Below are 18,177 nucleotides of genomic sequence, written 5' to 3'. Positions count from 1 at the left end.
TTATCACGGCAGTTTGATAACTTTGCCTACCGGCAGCTTTTTGAGCTCGCTGTCTTTAATCCCGTTAAGACTTTGAATCTGCTTGTATTTGGAGCCGTCTCCCAAAAATCGCTTGGCTACCTTCCATAATGAATCTCCGGCAACCAAGGTATAGGTTTTCGGCGGTATCCGGGTATCCGGACGTGGAGGAGCACTGTTAGCCGTATTGGCTGGAGCCGTGTTCCCCGTTCCTCCGGCTTGCTGTTTATCAGGTTCGGAAACCTGCACTTTTTTGGCCGAATAAGGGCGGTATTCCTTTAATGAGATCTGGTATTGGATATCTCCGACTGCCCCGCCGCTTTCCGACCAGGTGAATTTTTCAATGCTCACATGCAAGCTGATTTCCATGCCGGACAAATTGACGACAAGCTTGACAGGCAGCTTCCGGCGGCGCCATTTCTGAATCGTGATGAGATAGTGGGAAGGCGAGAACCAGGTTTTGTTCCGAGGCACGTTTGCTCCGGGAAACCAGCTAGCAGGGAGCAGCCCTTCGAAGGAAATCTCCATCAGCTTCATGTTTTTAATGACATTGATTTCCCCCAGGCCGGAGATTTCATAGGTTTTGCCGTTGCCGGATTCGGAAAATTCGATTTTTTCCGGGAGCACAGGAAGCAGGATTTCTTCCGCGTCTTGGTTAACGGACAACGTCAATGAATACTCACTCATGCATACACCCCCGCGGCCGATGAAGAGATTTCTTCATCCAGCGATTGCTCGATTTTCGCCACGATCGTATCGATGTCCGCTCCATTAGTAACCGGCCCCGTCGTCACTTGGACGGTAGGCGTCAAGGACACGAAATTCTGGATCGATTTCATCTCGGCCAGTTCCCGCATCATTTTCAAATCCTCGCTGCTTATCGCGACTTCTTCATCCACGCCCCCGACCCGGTCTACCTTCCCGACATTCGGGATATTGGACGCTGAGCCGGCGCCGAAAGAATTGCCCGCAAACGGACTTGCGCTCACGTCGAGCTCGCCAGCCGGATTTTTGAATTTATCGCCGATTTTTCCTGCACCATTTTTCAGCTGGTCTGAAAATTTTAAACCACCCGAATAACCTTTTTTTGAGAATTCATTGATATTTTTATATTCCATCCGCTTTAGACTAACGATACTTTTATCGCTAACCGGCGCTTCAACGTCCATCATGCCTTTAAATTTATCGCTTAACGCATGAATATTGGTTTCATCCAGCAATTGAGCAGTGGCAAAATCGGTTCCAAAAATTCCGTTCACCTTTTCGACCAGCCAGTTAAAACCCTTCAACGCGCCGTTAATTCCAGCAAGGATAGTCTTCATAAACCCCCCGGCAAAGTCCTCGGCGGAGCGCAGCATATTATACATGAAGTTTCCAAACGTCATTACCAGATCGTAAAACAGCTTTTTAATGGCATATACCGGGTCAATGAACAAATTAATCAAGAACTCGGCATAGGAAGCAAACAAGTTATACAGTAAAGCGATAATATTGTAAATATTTGCATAAAGGGCATAAAACACCGCGAATACGACCCCAACTACTTCCTGCGCAGAAACGCCGAAATACATCAAGGCTGCGACCAGTATCCCAATTAGTGCCGCAATAAGCAAAATCGGCCAATTTATGGCAAGCCAAGTAATAGCCTGTGTAATGAGTGGCGGAATCATGTTCCACAACCCGATTATTAAATTAGGAATCTGTCGCATGGCCAATCCAATTAAAAATGCCGATATCCCGGACAACAGTCCCCACACAATCGGCAAATTATTTTGCAGCACCCCAGCAAACTGTTCCGCTCCCGCAATTAACGGATCGAATAATGAGAATACCATATTCAACCCGGTTTGCAGCCCCGTCATAAACGAAGCGACCGCGGGACTGTTCAAAATCTCGCTAACCTTGCTAATGATCGGATCAAGGTTGCGAATGGCCGTATTCTTCAGGCTCGTAAAATGATCGCTAAACGTCTTAGGCACCTGAGAGAACTTACCGTTGATCTCATCGGTCGCGGAAAACATGGCGTTCTTGATTACGTCCGAAGACAGAGCACCGCTGCCAGATAAAGCTTGAAGCTCCTGCTTGGTTTTTCCGGTATATTTGGATACCGCATCGGCCAGCATCGGGGCATACTCCGTCATGGAGCTAAAATCGCTGCCTTGAAATTTCCCTGCGGCCATGACTTGGGTCAGCTTGCCTGTTCCGCTTTTTTGGTCGGATTCGCTTTTCCCTTCGACTTTGTACGATTTGTTCAATAGCTCCTGAAAAGCAATCATTTCATCATTGGTTTTAAAGGCTTTGGGAGCCGCCTTTCCCATCTCGGCCACGCTGGAAGCCATGCTCATGTAATCGCCCCTGCTTCTCTGGGCAGCAGCAAACACCTTATCATGAAGTTGCTTTGAGGTTTGCAACTTATCGTTCACGGAATCCAGTCGGTAAAAGGTATTCACGTAGGCATCGCTAAAATCCATGGCGGGCTTCAACTGATCGACGGCCGATTTGGCCTTTTTAAATACATCGACTACGTTGGTCCCCATTTTCTTGATCCGGTCACCGAAACTGCTTTGAGCCTCTTCAGCTCCTTCCGTGCTTTTTTGAATCTCTGTCTGCGCCGCCGCTACCTGCATTTGAATAGGCACAATAGCCAGGAAAAGCTGGGCTGTTCGCGTAACGCTTCCATTGATCAACGACGACGCCTGACTCACTTCTCGGGAATAACTCTGGACCCTACTGGACAACCCGTCATACATTTGTAGCGCAGTGGACGTTCCGTCATACAATTGGAGCGCAGTAGACATTGTTGTCATTAGGTTATCAGCCTCCTTTCCGGGAAAATAAAAAACACCCTCTGCTCAGAGGGTGCTTTGATCCTATAGAATGGTTTCCTTATGTTTAGGGTCTTGCATTTGCTGATAAAACATTAAAACTTCACGGCTTTTTGGGATTGTTCGCTGCTTCTTTACCAGTTTCTTGTTAAATTTATGTGCAACGTCAAACATCATAAAAGTTGTTGAAAATTTGATGAATCCGACTTCCCCAATGGAATTAATATAAGAGATATTGTATTCTCTCGATAATGCCGTTTTCTTTTTTACATCTTTGCTGGTTTTCGTTACGGCATAAGGACGGACGATACCTTCATAAAATACCGTTCTCTCCGTTCCTTGTTCCACATAATAATGTGCAAAGTCTATTTCGGTAGAAGAAGCAATCATATTTATATGAGGGATTTTAAATACATTGTCTACTATCCATTTAAATCCTGCGTAATGTTTTTCGGTAATGATCAAAAACTCATCATCAAACGTCAGTTCAAGCAACGCTTCGGGATCTCTTAGCGGCAGCCCCGACACCAATTTTACAAAAGCCTTCGGCTTAAACATGCTCAGCCTCCTCAAGCAACGTGTATTACTTCCAATTATACACATTAGAAGAGAGGCTGTCCTACTTTTTCGCCGCTTTCTTCTCGGCTTGGATTCGCACCTGAATCATGGCGATCAATGCCGCTTTTTTCCTTGGATCCAGTTCTACGAAATCCCAAGGCATGAGATGGAATTTATGGAGGGCGTAGTAGGCAACGTTCGCCTCCCCGTCGCCCTCTTGGATCAGTTTTTTACTTCATTCGCCAGTTCGTTGACGTCCTTGTCAAAACCGTTAATCTCCTGCACTTTTTGCATCAAGGTCGCGTATTCGCCGGGCAGGAGCATTTTCCGCAGCAATTGGTCGGCGCCAAGCACCCCGTACGATTTTTGCAGCTCGGCATCTTTTAAGTCGGGAAACACCACGCTGGCGACGACCAGTTTGGTCAAATATTCATCCGAATTCGTGTCGAGCGTAACGATTCCTTTTTCCTTGATTTTGCGTTGGGAGGATTTCCGAATGACTTCGTTTTCCTCCTCCGTCATGCTCCGCAGCTTCCAAGGAATCGGTTTGCCCTTCTCATCCTTGAAACGGGCGGAAATGATCGCCTCATCCGTAATTTCCGACACGACGTTTTGCGCAAAAAACAGGCTCAAATTACTCATAATGATTCTTCTCTCCTTTTATACGCCCTGAATCGAGCTGAATGGCTCCAGAATGTCATAATCTTCAAACGTAAACGGCATTTCCTCATCCAGCATGTCGTCGCTGGTAGCATCAAATTTCGCCGCGATGACGCTGTCGAGATTGCAGTTCTTAAGAATGACGGTTTGTTTCCCGGCCGTACTGCCGGGCTGCTCGTTCACGATTTGCAGATCGAACCAGAAATCGGTGCCGGTCTGGATGTATTTGCGCATCAATTGCCGGAACGCCGAAGAAACGTAATAAATCGTCAAAGTGCCGCTACCTTTCCAACCGGCGGAACGCTGCGGCGTGTTCGTTTTCCCCAGCACGGGAACATCAACCTTGTTTTTCTCGATCGTGGCTTCGACCGTTTTGGCGTAAAACAATTCCTCGTTGCGGCCGTCAATAATGACGTACGCTTTGCCCTGTTTGCCGCTGATGGCGTCTTGCTTATTAAAATATCCCATGGATTTCCCTCCTTATTTTACCGTTACGTTCATGTAGATTTTTTCCGGACTGTCTACCGGCTGAACCGCAAGCGAAATCATGACTGCATCCACATCATCCCCAGGAAGAACCTGAAGGTCGGTTTGAGAATCGAAGTTTTGGATCGCGCCGAGCCCCTGTAGGCGTTCCAGATACGCGATAACCTCGCCCTTCAACAGGTTCCGTCCGTCCGCGTTGTTATCGATTTTGCCGATATAACTTTTGCTGAAAATCTTGCGGATATCGTTTGCCGTCGCATCCAGCACGCGAACCACCCGGTTTTTGCTGAACTTCTTGTCCTTTTGCGGCGTAAAAGACTTCAACGTGTTAACGTCCTGTTCGATCACCGCCTGACCGTTCGATGCGCTAAGCACCATTTCCCCGTTGCTCAAGGCCCGGACGATTTCGGAATGCGTATATTTAGGAGAGACGTCAACGGCATTCGGAATGGCCGCATAGGTCAGGGATTCGTTCACATCAGCCGCAGCTTCCATCGCCGCAATCTCCCAAAGCAAATGCACCGGATCGACGGTCATGCCGTCCGAGGTAATTACGCTGTTCTTCAAACTGATTACGCCCTCGTAATCGGCTCCCGGGTAATCGTGAAGCACGGTTTGAATTTTGTTCCCTTCTTCTTCGCGAAGCCGCTTCGTAAAGGCCACGGCAAGCTGCTTGATGGCCGAATCCGTGACGGGCACGCCCAGCACGTTAAACTCCTCCGCTTCAAAAGCGACGAATGCATCGGCATATTCTCCAGCCGTACCGGTCCCGTCCGTTCCGCCTTCCAGCAGCAGTCCCGCCGTTTCGGCAATCGTACCCGTTCCTTTGAAATCGATAAAGCCGTTTGCAGCTAATTCTTCCGCCTGGGTTACAGTCTGAAGATCTACCTCTTCGCCGTCCAGCAACGTTTGTACATCAAAAGCTCCCGGCTGATCCATGTTCGGTTGTACTACAACCTGCAAATCGTTGCCCCGGGTACCGGCATATTTCGCGGTTGCCGTTAGATTGCCAACCGTTCCGGCCGCTTTTTTGCCTCCGGCGGCTCCGATCCGGTAAATCAGCAGCTTGCTCGCGTGAGCCATCGCCGCCGTGATATGACGAATGCGGCTATCGGTAGGCCGGAAGCCGATTTGGGACAGAGCCTGTTCCATGTAAGTTCCCGATTCAAGCACCGTGATGCCGTTCTTTCCCCAAGGCAGCGGAGCCGGAAAAGCCGCAATCCCCCGTTCCCCAAGATTCCCGAGAGGCTTCGCCTCCGATTTGAAATTAATATAAACGCCGGGTCTTACCTTGTTTTGTACAGTAAAAGTACCACCTGCCATAATTACTTCACTCTCCTTGTCATGAATTGTTGAATTTGTTGTTCCGCTTCCTCCGGGGTATACGTCTGTCCTTCATCCAGTAGAATCGACAATACGTCCTTTTCCCTTTCGGAGAAACGACTGGACGTTAAAAATTGGGCCTTCGAAAACCTCGGATCATTCCGACTCTCCCGTGGCTTGAACATTTTTTTAATTGCCATGCTTGATATGGCCCTCCTCTTCCAAAGATTGCATTTTGGGACCTTCCGGAGCCGGTTGCCAGACCAAAAAATGAAAGCTGAAGAAAAAATGCAGACTCTTTTCAACGATTTCATATTTCATCTTGCTCCCAAAATATCTGGTCTCGTCGATTACGGCTTCCCGGAACAATTCAAACAGCGACTCTGCGGTTTCATGCAGGGATGCCCCCCGTTGGGCGGCTTCGGGAATATATTGAATAAGAAAAGACAGCGTTCGGTTATATCGCCTTCCGAGTTCCTGTTCCTGCGATGCCGTCAGCAGCTTGAGCAAAAAACAGGGACTTTGCGGAGTCTGTCCGTCCTGCGTTTGCTCTCCTCCATATACTCCGATGTCGGGAAACCGTGCAGTCAGCAGAGTCATAACTCCTTCACGAATGCGGTTTACGGTAACCTCGTTCATGGCACCATTACCTTCCCGGGCCCATGCCCCTCCAACACGCACCTAGGCAAGCTGCAAAACTGCCTGCTTCCTTCGAAACGTCCCCAGATGCAGCCGATACAGCATTTGGGCTGACTCCAATCCCCTTCGTCATCAAGGATTCCGGCCGGCGGATTTTTGTTGTTTTTTCGCGTGCTCAAATTCAGCTTCCCTCCCAAAAAGAAAAACCGCTGAATATTCAGCGGCTTTCGCGTATATTGTTGTGGTCTCACTTCATTTCCACAATACAAATTTATCACGTTGGAAGTCGAACAAATGGACAAGCATCGGGCAAATACCGGACAAAAACAGGAACTGATGTTCGTATTTTTGTCATCGAATGGATGATGGTTTACGGAGCGCCTCACTCAAGCTTGTATTCCACCAATAAAAAAAGCCGGCGATTAGCCGACTACAAATGATTGACCACCACTACTTCCCTCTTTCCTTGACACTGACTCCCCCTAACCTCCCGACCGTCGTTCTCTTCGTAAACTTCCAGCATCATGGCTACGGCCAGTATCCGAATGGCATCAGCCTTGATGCGCCGGTAGGTCCGGTCGCTAACGCCCATTTCGCCGCAGCTGATAAAATCATACTCTCCTTCGTCGTCCAAGTAACTGCGCTCGATCACTTCACGCTGCGTTTTTGTCAGCCCGTTCATCGCCTTGTCCAACAGTTCGGATTTGCGGATGAGCTCCGCTTCCCGGTCCACATTCCGGATCGCTGTTTGTTCCGCAGGCTTGCCGATCGCGTTTGTCGTACCATGATATCTGGGCTCGTAATTAACGGTAATTCCCGCTTCCTGGCGAATAAACCCGACTTGCCGATACTGCCGGACCTCTTCCAACCGTTTCTCTACGGCCGCCCGCGTAGCTGCGTAATCAATTGGCATCGTTTCAAATACGGTTAAGAAAATGTTGCTGCGTTTTCTTCCCACGGCGATCCCTCCCAGGATGATGATTTCTGTTTATGAAGTTACCATTTTGGTAACCAATAAGATACTCCTCAAATTCATGATACTACTTACATGTTTTCCTTTTAAATTAGATTACTGAATAAAAAACCCGATTGTTTCTGTCTTTTTTACCGATTCGGTAACTATAATCCCATTATAAATTACCGAAATGGTAATGTCAATTGATTTCCAGTTCAAGTTTTTACAACTATTAGTTTACCATTTTGGTAATATCGTGTTATACTATCCTAAACGGAAAAAGAGGGGTTTCTATGCAAAGTCTTGGGGATCGAATCAAATTCCTTAGGGAAAAACTGCAGATGACGCAAAAAGACCTCGCGGCTAAAGCGGGGCTGACCATAGTTCAGTTGTCCCGGTATGAGACGAGTGACCGCAAGCCGGATCCGGAGTCGCTCCGCAGCATCGTCGATGCCCTGGACACGAACGGAGACTACTTACTCGGACGGACCGAGGACACATCTCCTTCCTATGAGAAGGGGATGAGCATGTCTTTTTACGGCGGACCCGAGGCTTACACGGCAGACGAGATTGCTATGATGGAAGCAGCCTTGAAAGCGTACCGCGAACAGAAAAAGAAATTGCTTACCGGCGATAAAGAAAAAAATTAAAGGATTTCGGACAGCAACGTCGAATAATATATTTAAGGCTAAGCAATAACAATTAAGCAGATTCGTAGATGAGTATACTGGCCCTTTCAAAGGGCCCTTCTTTTCCGATACATACCGAACATACATTCTCTTTTTGGGGTGATTTTATGTTATTCTCCTACTACCGGGAGACCGAGTTGGAGCAGTGGATCAGCGGGAAATACTTAAAACACGGAATCGTGAGCAACGCTGAGCATGACATTGAACATATAGCCCGCGCTTTTGGGGTTGAATTGGTTTACGAAGAATGCCCTTCATTCTCCGACAATGAAGAGCAGGTGATTTTCCTTAACAAGCATGCGGACGATGTGACAGCGAGGGTGATCTTTTTCCATGAATTATGCCATGTTCTAAGACATGCCGGGGACCAGAGAAGAATGCCCGTTCTATTCAAAAATGCCCAGGAATCCGAGGCCGAGCAGTTCGTGCTGTATGCAGCTATTCCTTTTTATATGTTTGCGAAGCTCCCCGTTCCGGATCAGCGATGTGAAGCGATTCCTTTTCTCGCCGAAACCTTCCGCGTTCCGTATGAGTTGGCGGAACATAGGCTGGATCAAATCCAACGGCGGGTGCTCCACGGCAGTCTGATGGCCGCCGCCAAAGAGGCGGATCGGCAAAATCAGCGTCCCTCCGTCTGGTCCGGGGAAACCAAACGCGTTCTGGCCCAACTGGAACGCCAGTTAAGCGGCAGCGGAAAGCGAGGATTATAGGGTGCGTTTGGCGGTATACTGCGATTTCGTTTTGGATGGAATACGCCCCTTGCAGCTTGTGATTCAAACTGAGCATGGAGAGTTGGACTGGAGTGAGATATTGTACTTGCCGCTCTCGGGTCCTTTTGAGCGGTTCGAGCCCGAGCAGTTTGACGACCAAATCGGGGTGTCCGTGCTGTTGGAAGATCTCGTCTTGAAGCGCGATGGGGATGAGGAACTCGGCATTTCCCTCCCGAATCTCGCCCGGCGACATCCGGGAGCCGACATTACGCTGCTGGTGATCCAAATCAGCGATGCGGAAGAAGTGTTGGAATATAAGTGGGGCGACCGCTTAATGGAAAACGGGTGGGTTGAATAAAGAAAGCGGCAAGTAAAAGAGAGAAGCCGTGGCGGATTCGAAAAGATCGTGGATACTCAGCTTGGGGTGGGGGGGCCAATCTGATTGCTCAACTTGCTTTCCAAGTAACTTAGATCTCGAATCGCGCCTCTCTCTGTTACCTAAAACAATTTTAATGGAAAAACTACAGCTATTTCGGGGTAACCCCCCTTTTTTCACAAACTAACTGTAAAAACTACCGCTAAATATTGGACTTTTGTGCTTTATAGCCTGTTTTGATCAAATTAGAAAAGAATAACTGTAGGTTTTCCATCTATTTTCTTAGATTGGATGAATTGCTGAAAATTAGATGTAGAAAATCCAGTTAATCAGTTCTAGCACACTCGCACTCGCATCCGCTAACGCTCGATATGGATAACTCCGCTCAACTTGCTCCGGACCTCTTCCCGGGTCGGTAGCCCTTCCCAGTCTCCGGGGGCCTGGATAACCATGGAACCGATCAGGTTCCCCAGTCGTATCGCCTCTGGGTGTGAATCCCCCTGAAGCAGGCCCGCCAGAAAGCCCGCGCAGAAGCCGTCGCCGGCTCCGACGGAATCGACGACATGCTCCACCGGATAATAAGGTACGCTCGACAACTCCCCGTCCTCCAATAGGTAGGTCACCTGGTCGCCGCCTTTGATGATCTTTACCGCAGCCAGCTTGTTTAACTCAGGGATCATCTCTTCGAGGTGCTCCTTATTATAAAGAAGCCGCAGCTCATCCAGGCCCGGCAGGAAATAATCCGCCTGTTCGGCGAGCGCCAGCAGAACAGGCCTGGCTTCTGCCAGATTCCACAGCTTCAGCCGGAGATTCGGATCAAAGCTGACTTTCGTTCTGTGCTTTTTGGCCAGGGCCACCGCTTTAAACAGCGTTTCTTTACTGGAAGAGCTTAATGCGGCGGTGATGCCGGTTACGTGCAGAATTTTGGCGGAGGCGATATAATCTTCATCCAGGTCGCCCGGCCGCATCTGGCTGGCGGCTGAATGACGGCGGTAGTAGTAGACTGAGCTTCTGCCAAAGGCCTTTTCCCTCAGCATCAAACCGGTCGGAGCCTCGCCGGCCAAGCTGACTCGGGATACATCGACCCCTTCCCCCCGAATCGTTTTGTGGATTCGGCGGCCCAGCGGATCTTCCCCCAACCGTCCAAACCAGCCGGACCGGCAGCCCAGCCTTGCCAGCCCGATGGCGACGTTGCTCTCCGCACCGCCAAACGACATTTCCAGTTTGGAATCGTACTCCAGACCTCTCATATCGGCTGAAATCAGAAGCCCCATCGATTCCCCGAACGTTACGACTTCCGGCCCGCCAAATTCACCCGGAGACATACCAGTCCTCATGTTCAATTCGCTCCTTTTACAGCAGATGGGTGTGTACAAATCCAATTCGAGAACTTTCCACACTAATAATTAATCCAAATCCCAATTAACCGCTTAATCATCGTATCCGAAGTATTTAAAGTGCGAAAAATCGGCATAGCTGCCTTGGAGCATCCCCATATCATGGGCCGCGATGCCTACGAAATTCCCCGTAAAGCCGCCGGACAGAAATCCGATATGCTGTTCCGCAAACAGCTTCGACCACTTACTTTCATTGATTTGGCGCCAATGGAATTGCGCGGAGGCATTCTGCACTTCGACAGCCAGTTGAATCGGTAATTTCCCGTCAATCTCGATGACTTCGGAAATCAGAGAGAACACATCGGCCTCGCACTTCAGCATGCGGATCACTTTTCCCCGTTCTGTCTCATGGCTCACATAGGCATACAAATAATTGTCTTCATTCAGGTACAAGAGCAATCCGGCCATTTGCAAATAGTTATTCGGCTCGTATTCCATAGCCGTCTCGGCCCGAAAATGGATATCCCGCTGCCGGATCGCCAGAATGTGATGGTCAAACAGGCTTTGTACCGACTCCCCGGCCGTAAGCCGCAAATAACCGGGACGGGCCGTAAGCGAGCACCAGCTGTCGTCCGCCAGAATGCGCAACGTATTCCAAGTTTCGTGCAGGCGGGGACCATTAAAATTATCTTCAAAATAGTACCGTTTCGAAGATCCTTCCCGATCTCTTCCGCCGCCTGGCACCGGAACTTCTACCGATGGCGTGTTTCCGCCCGCCGTAAGCCGCAGCCAGCCTTCCTCGTCCCAATAGACTTGCTGCAAAGCCGTCTCCCGGCCAAGTATGGCATACTTTCCTTCCACCGGACGGGTACACAAATGCGCCATGTACCATGCCCCTTCCGGCGTCTGCACCAGGCTTCCATGGCCTGCACATTGCAGAGGCAACTCCGGTTGGTCCCGCGATGTCAGCATCGGATTGCGCGGATCCACTTCATACGGTCCGGTCAATTCACGGGAACGCGCCACGGTGACAGCATGCCCAGAACCCGTGCCGCCTTCCGCCGTGATCAAATAATAAAAGCCGTTTTGTTTATAAATATGTGGCGCTTCCGTTTTTTTCAGCCAGGTTCCGTCGAATAGCTTAAGCGGTTCTCCGATCAGCCGTTGCTGCTTGTCATCATATTCCTGCATCACGATTCCACTTGATTTATTTCCTTCCGGTATCCGATAATCCCAAAGCGTATTAAGCAGCCATTTCCGGCCGTCGTCATCATGAAACAGGGACGGGTCGAACCCGCTGCTGTTAAGATAAACCGGTTCCGACCATGGACCCCGAATATCCTTCGCCGTAATCAGGAAATTGTGATCGTCCTTGAACGGCCGCTTGGTGCTTTTTACATCCGTATAAATCAAATAAAAAAGACCTTCATTATAGCTCAACTGCGGTGCCCAAATGCTGCAGTTTTTCGGATTTCCCCGCAGGTGGACCTGATCCGTCAAAATATCGGTACAGTGCTCCCAGTTGGCCAAATCCTCCGATTGATACACCCGTACCCCAGGCAGCCATTCGAACGACGAAACGGCAATATAATAAATTTCCCCCACCCGTAAAATGCACGGGTCCGGATTAAATCCCCGCAATATCGGATTTTTGATTATGGTATTCATCTTCATCTTGTAACCCCCATCTCCCTTCTTCCTCATTCCCAGCAAGCACCTGCTCCATGCTCCAGGCTTCCCCGCCCGATAATGAGCATGCTGCCCAGTCCACTGCATTTTGCATACATTAATTATAAGGCCAAGACCATGAATCAATCCTGTCGTCAATTCTCCAGCAAATGCTTTGCCAAGAACGGCATCCAGGCGGCCCTTATCTCCGCGGTCTCCATATGGCCGCCCACGCCAAGAAGGGATTGCCAGTGTTCCGGTTTTCCGGCCGCAGCATAGGCCGCGCTTAGCCCGGATGATAGCAGTTCCACGCCTTCGACCGGGCAAAGCCGGTCGTTCCGGCCGACCAGGCTCATCCGCGGGCGCGGCACGATCAGCTTTTGGATATCCAGAGTCGAAAAATGCTTCAGCAGACCGGGCACGTAAGAATAAAAACCGTGATGATCGAGCCCTCTTTTGGCGATCAGGGTGCCGGCATCCACCTGGCCGGAGATGTCGATCGTCACCCCGACCCGCTCATCGAGCGCGGCCAGCCACCAGGCCATCAACCCGCCCATGGACATGCCGATCGTGGCGATCCGCGCAGCATCGATATCCCTGCGGCTGCACATGTAATCGAGAAGCCTGCGGTTATCGTAGAGCATCATGCCCCACATCACACGGCCCTGCCACAGCATCTCCTTGACCAGTTCGCTTTCGGTCTTCCCGCCGCGTTCGTTGAAGGCCCACATGTCGATGCAGCAGACCGCGCAGCCCATGCCGGTAAGCACTTTGGCAAACGACGGCTCCTGCAGATAAGGACTGCTGACAATCAGCTCCTTGCGCCCGTTCCCGTAATTCCCGCCATGGGAATGGTTATAGACTATGAGCGGAAACGGTCCGGTTCCTTCCAGTGGTTTGGCGACATAAGCCGGAACCGGTTCGATCCCGTTCAGTTCCAGCAGCAGCGTTTCCAGCACATATCCGTCCCGTTCCTCCAGCTTCAAGACTTTGGCCGATATCGGCTGCTCCGCCGGCAAATCTCCCAACAAGCCTAACAATTTGTTCCGAGCTCCATCCGCGCTCCGATCCATGCACTCTTCTCCCTTCCAAACTCTTTATTCCTAGTCCGCCCGATTCTAGATTCGTGTTCGTGAATCAAAGTACCTGCATCATGATTCCGCCGCTGGCGGGACGGCGACCTGTTCCAACAGCAACTCCTCCTGCTTTGTGTTTCTGGACTCGCAGTGCTCTAAGTTAACCCGCTCTCCATTCTCCACAAAAAAACCCGGCCCCTCATGATTTTCGATCGTGACATGGTGGAAGCGGATATCCCTTACATTTCCGAGGAAGAAGCCGCGATTGTTCATTTCGCCGACGCCCGCCATCATGGCCGGGACTCCCGGAACCGCATCCTCCGCCATGGAAATATCGATATGATCAAACGTGATTTCGGAAATGTATTGCTCGGCAAGCCCGTATAGGAATCCTGCGGCCGCATGAACCCGGCGCGCGGTAATGTTACCAAAGTAAATACGCCGGAAGCATGGCGTCTCCTCCGTCACGGGATAAAAATTTTTGTCCCAAACGTATTTGTCTTTGCCGCGCGGGCCGCAGAAATAATAGAGGTTCAAAATGAACGGACAAATGACGTCGTCCATGACGATATTGCTGATGCGGATATCTTCCACGATTCCTCCGCGTCCCCGCCGGGACTTCAGGCGAATGCCGCGGTCGGTGTGCTGGAACACACAGCCCGTGATTGTGACATTGCGGATATCCCCGCTCATCTCGCTGCCCAGCACCACGCCGCCGTGACCGTGAACCATCGTGCAATTCGTGATCGTAATATTTTCGCAGGAAACACGCTCCGCCGTATCTTCTGTGCCCGCTTTGATCGCGATGCAGTCGTCTCCCACATCGATATGGCAATTGCTGATCCGCACGTTCCGGCAGGATTCCGGATTAATACCGTCCGTATTCGGCGAATCGGCGGGATTCAGGATCGATAAATTGTCGATCGTGACGTCCGAACAACGAATAGGATTCACGGTCCAACTTGGGGAATTGACCAGGTGCAGATCTCTCAGCGTAACCCGGCGACAGCCGTAGAAGCCGATTAACGTCGGCCGGGGATATTCTAGTTCCTCCGGTGCGTTGCGCTTCTTGTCCCACCACGGCTGACCGTTCCCGTTCAGCGTACCGCTACCCGTGATTGCGATATTTTCCAGGTCCTGGCCGAAAACACACGATGCGTGCACCTGCTGCAGCACGCCCTCCCAGCTGGAGCTCACGACCGGATAGTGCTCCGGATTTGAACTGAAGGAGAGTACGGCACCAGGGCTTAAATGCAGCTCAATATTGCTTTTTATCAGGATCGCGCCCGTCAAATACGTGCCTGCCGGAACGAACACCGTTCCTCCGCCCGCCGCGGTCGCAGCATCGATGGCGGTCTGAATGGCCGCGGTCGATAAGGTTACGCCGTCTCCGGCCGCGCCATATTCGGTTATATTATATTCTTGCATCCTTCTTCCTCCCGTTAGCAACGTTCTTTCTTGCAGATTCCCCTTTATCTCAACGACTTTGATCGTCCTCTACTCTACTCTACTCTAAGTCCTTCAACTTCGACGCAGGCCTGCAAGAACGCGCCGAGGCCCTTCAAGTCGTTCGTAATGATCGGCTCGCTGATGTAATAGGCGTAGGTTCCGTCCCGGCGGTCTTCTCCGCCCAGTCCGGCTACCATGCAGTTTTTGTTCAGATTGACCCAGCCCTCTTTCGTTTCCAGCACAAACTCGGTAATCAGTCCCTGGAACGCTTTATCCAACGTTGCCTGCCAGCCGTCACCATCCAACAGCCCAAGCCGGATTCCCTTGGCGATGGCAAACACGATCATGCTGGAAGCCGAAGCTTCCAAATAATTTCCTTTGCGATCGCCCATATTCACAACCTGGTACCACACGCCGCTAGCCTCATCCTGATAATTTCTCAGGGCAGTCAGCACATCCCTGAAAATCCGGACGAGTTCGGCATAATCGCCGTGATCCTTCGGCAACAGCTCCAGGACGTCTGCCAATGCCATGACATACCATCCCAGGGACCGGCCCCAGAAATTCGGAGACAATCCGGTGGCGGAATCGCACCAGGGTTGAACCTTTTTTTCATCCCAGGCATGATACAGTAGCCCCGTTTCGGCGTCTTTCGTATGCTTTTCGCAAAGAACAAATTGCTTGGTTACGTCGTCAAGCCCTTTCCCCTCTTCAAAAACCAGTAAGTATTCAAGATAGAACGGCGATCCCATATAAAGACCGTCTAACCAAATTTGATAGGGATAGATTTGCTTGTGCCAAAACGCGCCCTCCGACGTGCGCGGATGACCGACCAGTTGCGCTCTCAGCAGCGCTGCCGCCTGCCGGTACTTGTCCAGACCCGTCTCCTTATGCAGCATGAACAGCAGTTTACCGTTATTGAGGTGGTCGATATTGTATTCATTCTGGCGGTAACCCCTCACGCTTCCGTCATCCCCGATAAAGTAATCCAGATTATCTTGGATGTACCGAAAATACTTGCGGTTTCCCGTCTTTTTCCACAGCAACGCAAAGCCCCTTAACACTACGCCGTAATCGTAGGACCATTTGCCCTGATACCCGTTGCCTTCGTACATTTTCGGCATCCGCGCCATGACGGATTCCGCGGTCTTAGCGGCCCAACTCATCACATTTGCACATCCTTCCGGTGAAATAATGACGGTCCTCGCCACGGATACATGGAAAGGACCCTTTAAATGGTCTGAGCTTAAACTTACTTAATCTTAAAGCGAAATCAGGAGTTGGCTTCCTTATAAGCAGCTTCGTATTCGCCAATAATTTTGTCGCCGCCTGATTTTTTCCATTTCTCGACCTCTGCCTTGAAACCATTCAAGTCGAGGGAACCGAGGATGTATTTATACGTGGCGTCCGTTATGATTTTTTGCAGCTCGGAGCCCATCGTATTGAAGTTTTCCGATTCCAGCGAATAGACCGGATTCAGGACGGCAAATTTCTCGTTTTCCAAAATCAGTTTGGCGGCTTCGACTTTCAGCGGATCCGAATCATGAATTTTATAACCCGGCTCCTTCGGACGGGATGAGGAGAACGGCTGAACTTCCTGCTGCCACTTATCCTGATCCAAAATGGTAGCCAAGCGAGGCAAGAAGTTCATTAATCAATCCGCCATCCACATTCAAAAACACATACGTAATCGATACGATGATGACCCAAGACATGAAATGCGGAAGATACACCATCGATTGCACCGTACTTTTAAACCATTTGCTCCGCACCTCGTTCATCATCAACGCCAAAATAATCGGTAACGGAAAGAAAAATACGATGTTCATGGCAAACAAGATCAGCGTATTACTTAGCAGCATGAAAAAAGTGGGCTCCGTAAACAGACGAACGAAATGCTTAAAGCCTACCCAAGGGCTTCCCGCGATCCCCAGGAAAGGCTGATAATCCTGAAAGGCGATTACCAATCCCCCCATCGGAAAGTACTTGAATACAATGAAGTATAAAAGCCCGGGGAAAATCATGAGGTACAAAAGCTTGTTGCGTTTTAAGCCGGTAAGAACCGGAGAAGCCTTTCGCTTAAATCCGGGCTTCAGTCTCACATCCAACGGTGCAGCACTTGATGACTTCACTAGACAACCTCCTTGGAACATTCCTTTTTACGTTCCCTAGCGTACCTTGATGAGGGCGTTCCGTATATAATCATCAGATGACAACGGTTTCATAACCGCCGTAGACTGGGCGTTCCCGGCTACTTCGCCTCATTTGATGATTATAAGCTAAGCTAATGAGTATGTATCGTTTTTGATTTCTTTTTCGCAATCGCGCAAGACCTAAAATGAGGATTATATACGTAATCCTCCTGTCGTTGTTAAGGTTGAAATGTGAAACGACGAAGAGGAGGATACTCAAGTGACTCAAATATCAAGTAAGAAACATTCCATCGGCGATCGTATCTTTACGATTGTCAACAACACGTTGTTAGCTCTCATCGCTCTAGCTTGTCTCTTGCCTTTTGTAAACATCATCGCCAGTTCTTTTGCTTCAACTCAGGAAATCGTGGAGAAACGCTTCATCCTGTTTCCAACCACGTTTTCCCTGGACGCTTACAAGTACATTTTTTCGACGCCGACAATCTTTAGGGGATTGGGCGTTTCGATTGGAACAACCGTAATCGGAACTATCCTGAGCATGATCCTTACCGCTGCAATGGCGTACGGATTGTCCCGCAGATATCTTTATGGAAGAAATACGATCAATTTTATCGTTGTGTTCTCCATGCTTTTTAGCGGCGGGATGATTCCTACTTTTTTGGTAGTAAAAAGCGCTCATCTGATCGATTCCTACTGGTCCATGATTATTCCGACCGCGATCAACGCGTTCAATCTGATCATCATGCGCAACTTCTTCCAGTCCTTGCCGGACAGTCTGGAGGAATCGGCCAAGATTGACGGCTGCACCGATCTTGGCGTATTCCTCAAAATCATGCTGCCCCTGTCGCTGCCATCGATTGCAACCATTTCACTCTTTTACGGGGTAGCGTATTGGAATACGTACATGAGTGCCATTCTTTACATCAATGACTATCTCAAATGGCCAATTCAGGTACTTCTGCGGCAAATCGTCATCGTATCCAGCGGCATGCAGGGAGACAACAGCGTCGTGGATATCATGCCTCCGGCGCAGGCGATCAAGATGGCCGTTATCGTTGTTGCCACCTTGCCGATGCTGATCGCTTATCCTTTCGTACAGCGCCACTTCGTTAAGGGAGCCATGCTCGGCTCGGTTAAGGGATGAACTGCTTACCTTGGACGCAAGCAAGGCACTAAAATAGATAAGTATGAGGCGTATCATCAAACCAATAACAAAAAAACGGTCTCTCGAAAGAGACCGCTTATAGAGTAGTTG

20 protein-coding genes and 1 pseudogene are annotated in these 18,177 nt (G+C 49.9%); 4 read left to right on the top strand and 17 right to left on the bottom strand.

Going from position 1 to position 18,177, the window contains the following annotated elements:
* Window positions 1-3: 3 nt before the first annotated feature.
* The 10 genes from DFP94_RS00880 to DFP94_RS00835 all read right to left on the bottom strand — a co-directional run bounded on the left by DFP94_RS00880 (window position 4) and on the right by DFP94_RS00835 (window position 7,467).
* Window positions 4-705 carry a LysM peptidoglycan-binding domain-containing protein gene (locus DFP94_RS00880; RefSeq protein WP_114494565.1) on the bottom strand — a complete coding sequence of 234 codons (702 nt, stop codon included), beginning with the start codon at window positions 703-705 and terminating at the stop codon, window positions 4-6.
* On the bottom strand, window positions 702-2,825 hold the full coding sequence (locus DFP94_RS00875) for a tape measure protein (protein ID WP_114494564.1): 2,124 nt from the start codon (window positions 2,823-2,825) through the stop codon (window positions 702-704). The genes DFP94_RS00880 and DFP94_RS00875 overlap by 4 nt, the downstream gene beginning before the upstream one ends.
* A 63-nt stretch (window positions 2,826-2,888) precedes the next feature.
* Entirely contained in the window at window positions 2,889-3,401 is a 513-nt protein-coding gene (locus tag DFP94_RS00870; RefSeq protein WP_114494563.1) for a hypothetical protein, read from the bottom strand.
* Between the two features lie 222 nt (window positions 3,402-3,623).
* Window positions 3,624-4,043 (bottom strand): phage tail assembly chaperone, encoded by a 420-nt coding sequence (locus DFP94_RS00865; protein ID WP_114494562.1) that lies wholly within the window; start codon window positions 4,041-4,043, stop codon window positions 3,624-3,626.
* Between the two features lie 18 nt (window positions 4,044-4,061).
* Entirely contained in the window at window positions 4,062-4,529 is a 468-nt protein-coding gene (locus DFP94_RS00860) for a phage tail tube protein (protein WP_114494561.1), read from the bottom strand.
* 12 nt (window positions 4,530-4,541) lie between these two features.
* Window positions 4,542-5,870, bottom strand: coding sequence for a phage tail sheath family protein (locus DFP94_RS00855; protein WP_114494560.1), 1,329 nt, complete (start codon window positions 5,868-5,870; stop codon window positions 4,542-4,544).
* Between the two features lie 2 nt (window positions 5,871-5,872).
* A complete protein-coding gene (locus DFP94_RS00850) occupies window positions 5,873-6,070 on the bottom strand; it encodes a hypothetical protein (protein ID WP_114494559.1) in 198 nt (65 codons plus the stop codon).
* Window positions 6,060-6,509: a phage tail terminator family protein gene (locus DFP94_RS00845; protein WP_114494558.1), complete on the bottom strand. Its 450-nt coding sequence runs from the start codon at window positions 6,507-6,509 to the stop codon at window positions 6,060-6,062. The genes DFP94_RS00850 and DFP94_RS00845 overlap by 11 nt, the downstream gene beginning before the upstream one ends.
* Entirely contained in the window at window positions 6,506-6,688 is a 183-nt protein-coding gene (locus tag DFP94_RS00840) for a hypothetical protein (RefSeq protein WP_114494557.1), read from the bottom strand. Before DFP94_RS00840 ends, DFP94_RS00845 begins: the two co-directional genes overlap by 4 nt.
* A gap of 251 nt (window positions 6,689-6,939) precedes the next feature.
* On the bottom strand, window positions 6,940-7,467 hold the full coding sequence (locus tag DFP94_RS00835) for an ArpU family phage packaging/lysis transcriptional regulator (protein WP_181872983.1): 528 nt from the start codon (window positions 7,465-7,467) through the stop codon (window positions 6,940-6,942).
* 290 nt (window positions 7,468-7,757) lie between these two features.
* Between DFP94_RS00835 and DFP94_RS00830 the strand changes: the two genes are divergently transcribed.
* The 3 genes from DFP94_RS00830 (at window position 7,758) to DFP94_RS00820 (ending at window position 9,221) form a co-directional block, all read left to right on the top strand.
* A complete protein-coding gene (locus DFP94_RS00830; RefSeq protein WP_114494556.1) occupies window positions 7,758-8,114 on the top strand; it encodes a helix-turn-helix domain-containing protein in 357 nt (118 codons plus the stop codon).
* Between the two features lie 146 nt (window positions 8,115-8,260).
* Complete coding sequence (locus DFP94_RS00825) at window positions 8,261-8,863, top strand: ImmA/IrrE family metallo-endopeptidase (RefSeq protein ID WP_114494555.1); 603 nt, start codon at window positions 8,261-8,263, stop codon at window positions 8,861-8,863.
* A 1-nt stretch (window position 8,864) separates the two neighbouring features.
* Window positions 8,865-9,221, top strand: coding sequence for a hypothetical protein (locus tag DFP94_RS00820; protein ID WP_114494554.1), 357 nt, complete (start codon window positions 8,865-8,867; stop codon window positions 9,219-9,221).
* A gap of 377 nt (window positions 9,222-9,598) precedes the next feature.
* On the opposite strand, the gene DFP94_RS00815 is transcribed toward DFP94_RS00820, so the two are convergent.
* From DFP94_RS00815 to DFP94_RS00785, 7 genes and pseudogenes are all read right to left on the bottom strand, one after another.
* Window positions 9,599-10,576, bottom strand: a complete 978-nt coding sequence (locus DFP94_RS00815; RefSeq protein WP_245954407.1) for a sugar kinase — start codon at window positions 10,574-10,576, stop codon at window positions 9,599-9,601.
* Between the two features lie 93 nt (window positions 10,577-10,669).
* The gene (locus DFP94_RS00810; RefSeq protein WP_114495718.1) at window positions 10,670-12,244 is read right to left on the bottom strand and encodes a glycoside hydrolase family 43 protein; all 1,575 of its coding nucleotides are present in this window, start codon (window positions 12,242-12,244) and stop codon (window positions 10,670-10,672) included.
* A 155-nt stretch (window positions 12,245-12,399) separates the two neighbouring features.
* The gene (locus DFP94_RS00805) at window positions 12,400-13,317 is read right to left on the bottom strand and encodes a dienelactone hydrolase family protein (protein ID WP_114494552.1); all 918 of its coding nucleotides are present in this window, start codon (window positions 13,315-13,317) and stop codon (window positions 12,400-12,402) included.
* A gap of 78 nt (window positions 13,318-13,395) precedes the next feature.
* Entirely contained in the window at window positions 13,396-14,748 is a 1,353-nt protein-coding gene (locus tag DFP94_RS00800; RefSeq protein ID WP_114494551.1) for a glycoside hydrolase family 28 protein, read from the bottom strand.
* 74 nt (window positions 14,749-14,822) lie between these two features.
* On the bottom strand, window positions 14,823-15,935 hold the full coding sequence (locus tag DFP94_RS00795) for a glycoside hydrolase family 88/105 protein (protein WP_114494550.1): 1,113 nt from the start codon (window positions 15,933-15,935) through the stop codon (window positions 14,823-14,825).
* A 107-nt stretch (window positions 15,936-16,042) separates the two neighbouring features.
* Window positions 16,043-16,420 carry a type 2 periplasmic-binding domain-containing protein gene (locus DFP94_RS00790; protein ID WP_245954406.1) on the bottom strand — a complete coding sequence of 126 codons (378 nt, stop codon included), beginning with the start codon at window positions 16,418-16,420 and terminating at the stop codon, window positions 16,043-16,045.
* A pseudogene (locus DFP94_RS00785) lies at window positions 16,398-16,793 on the bottom strand (sugar ABC transporter permease); the annotation flags it as partial. The pseudogene DFP94_RS00785 and the gene DFP94_RS00790, both read right to left, overlap by 23 nt.
* 388 nt (window positions 16,794-17,181) lie before the next feature.
* On the opposite strand from DFP94_RS00785, the gene DFP94_RS00780 reads away from it, so the two are divergent.
* Complete coding sequence (locus tag DFP94_RS00780; RefSeq protein WP_114494549.1) at window positions 17,182-18,066, top strand: carbohydrate ABC transporter permease; 885 nt, start codon at window positions 17,182-17,184, stop codon at window positions 18,064-18,066.
* Window positions 18,067-18,177 lie beyond the last annotated feature (111 nt).

It is taken from the genome of Fontibacillus phaseoli (assembly GCF_003337355.1).
Lineage (GTDB): Bacteria > Bacillota > Bacilli > Paenibacillales > Paenibacillaceae > Fontibacillus > Fontibacillus phaseoli.
The sequence above is the reverse complement of the archived record's forward strand: the minus strand, read 5'-3'. Positions and strand labels throughout refer to the sequence as shown.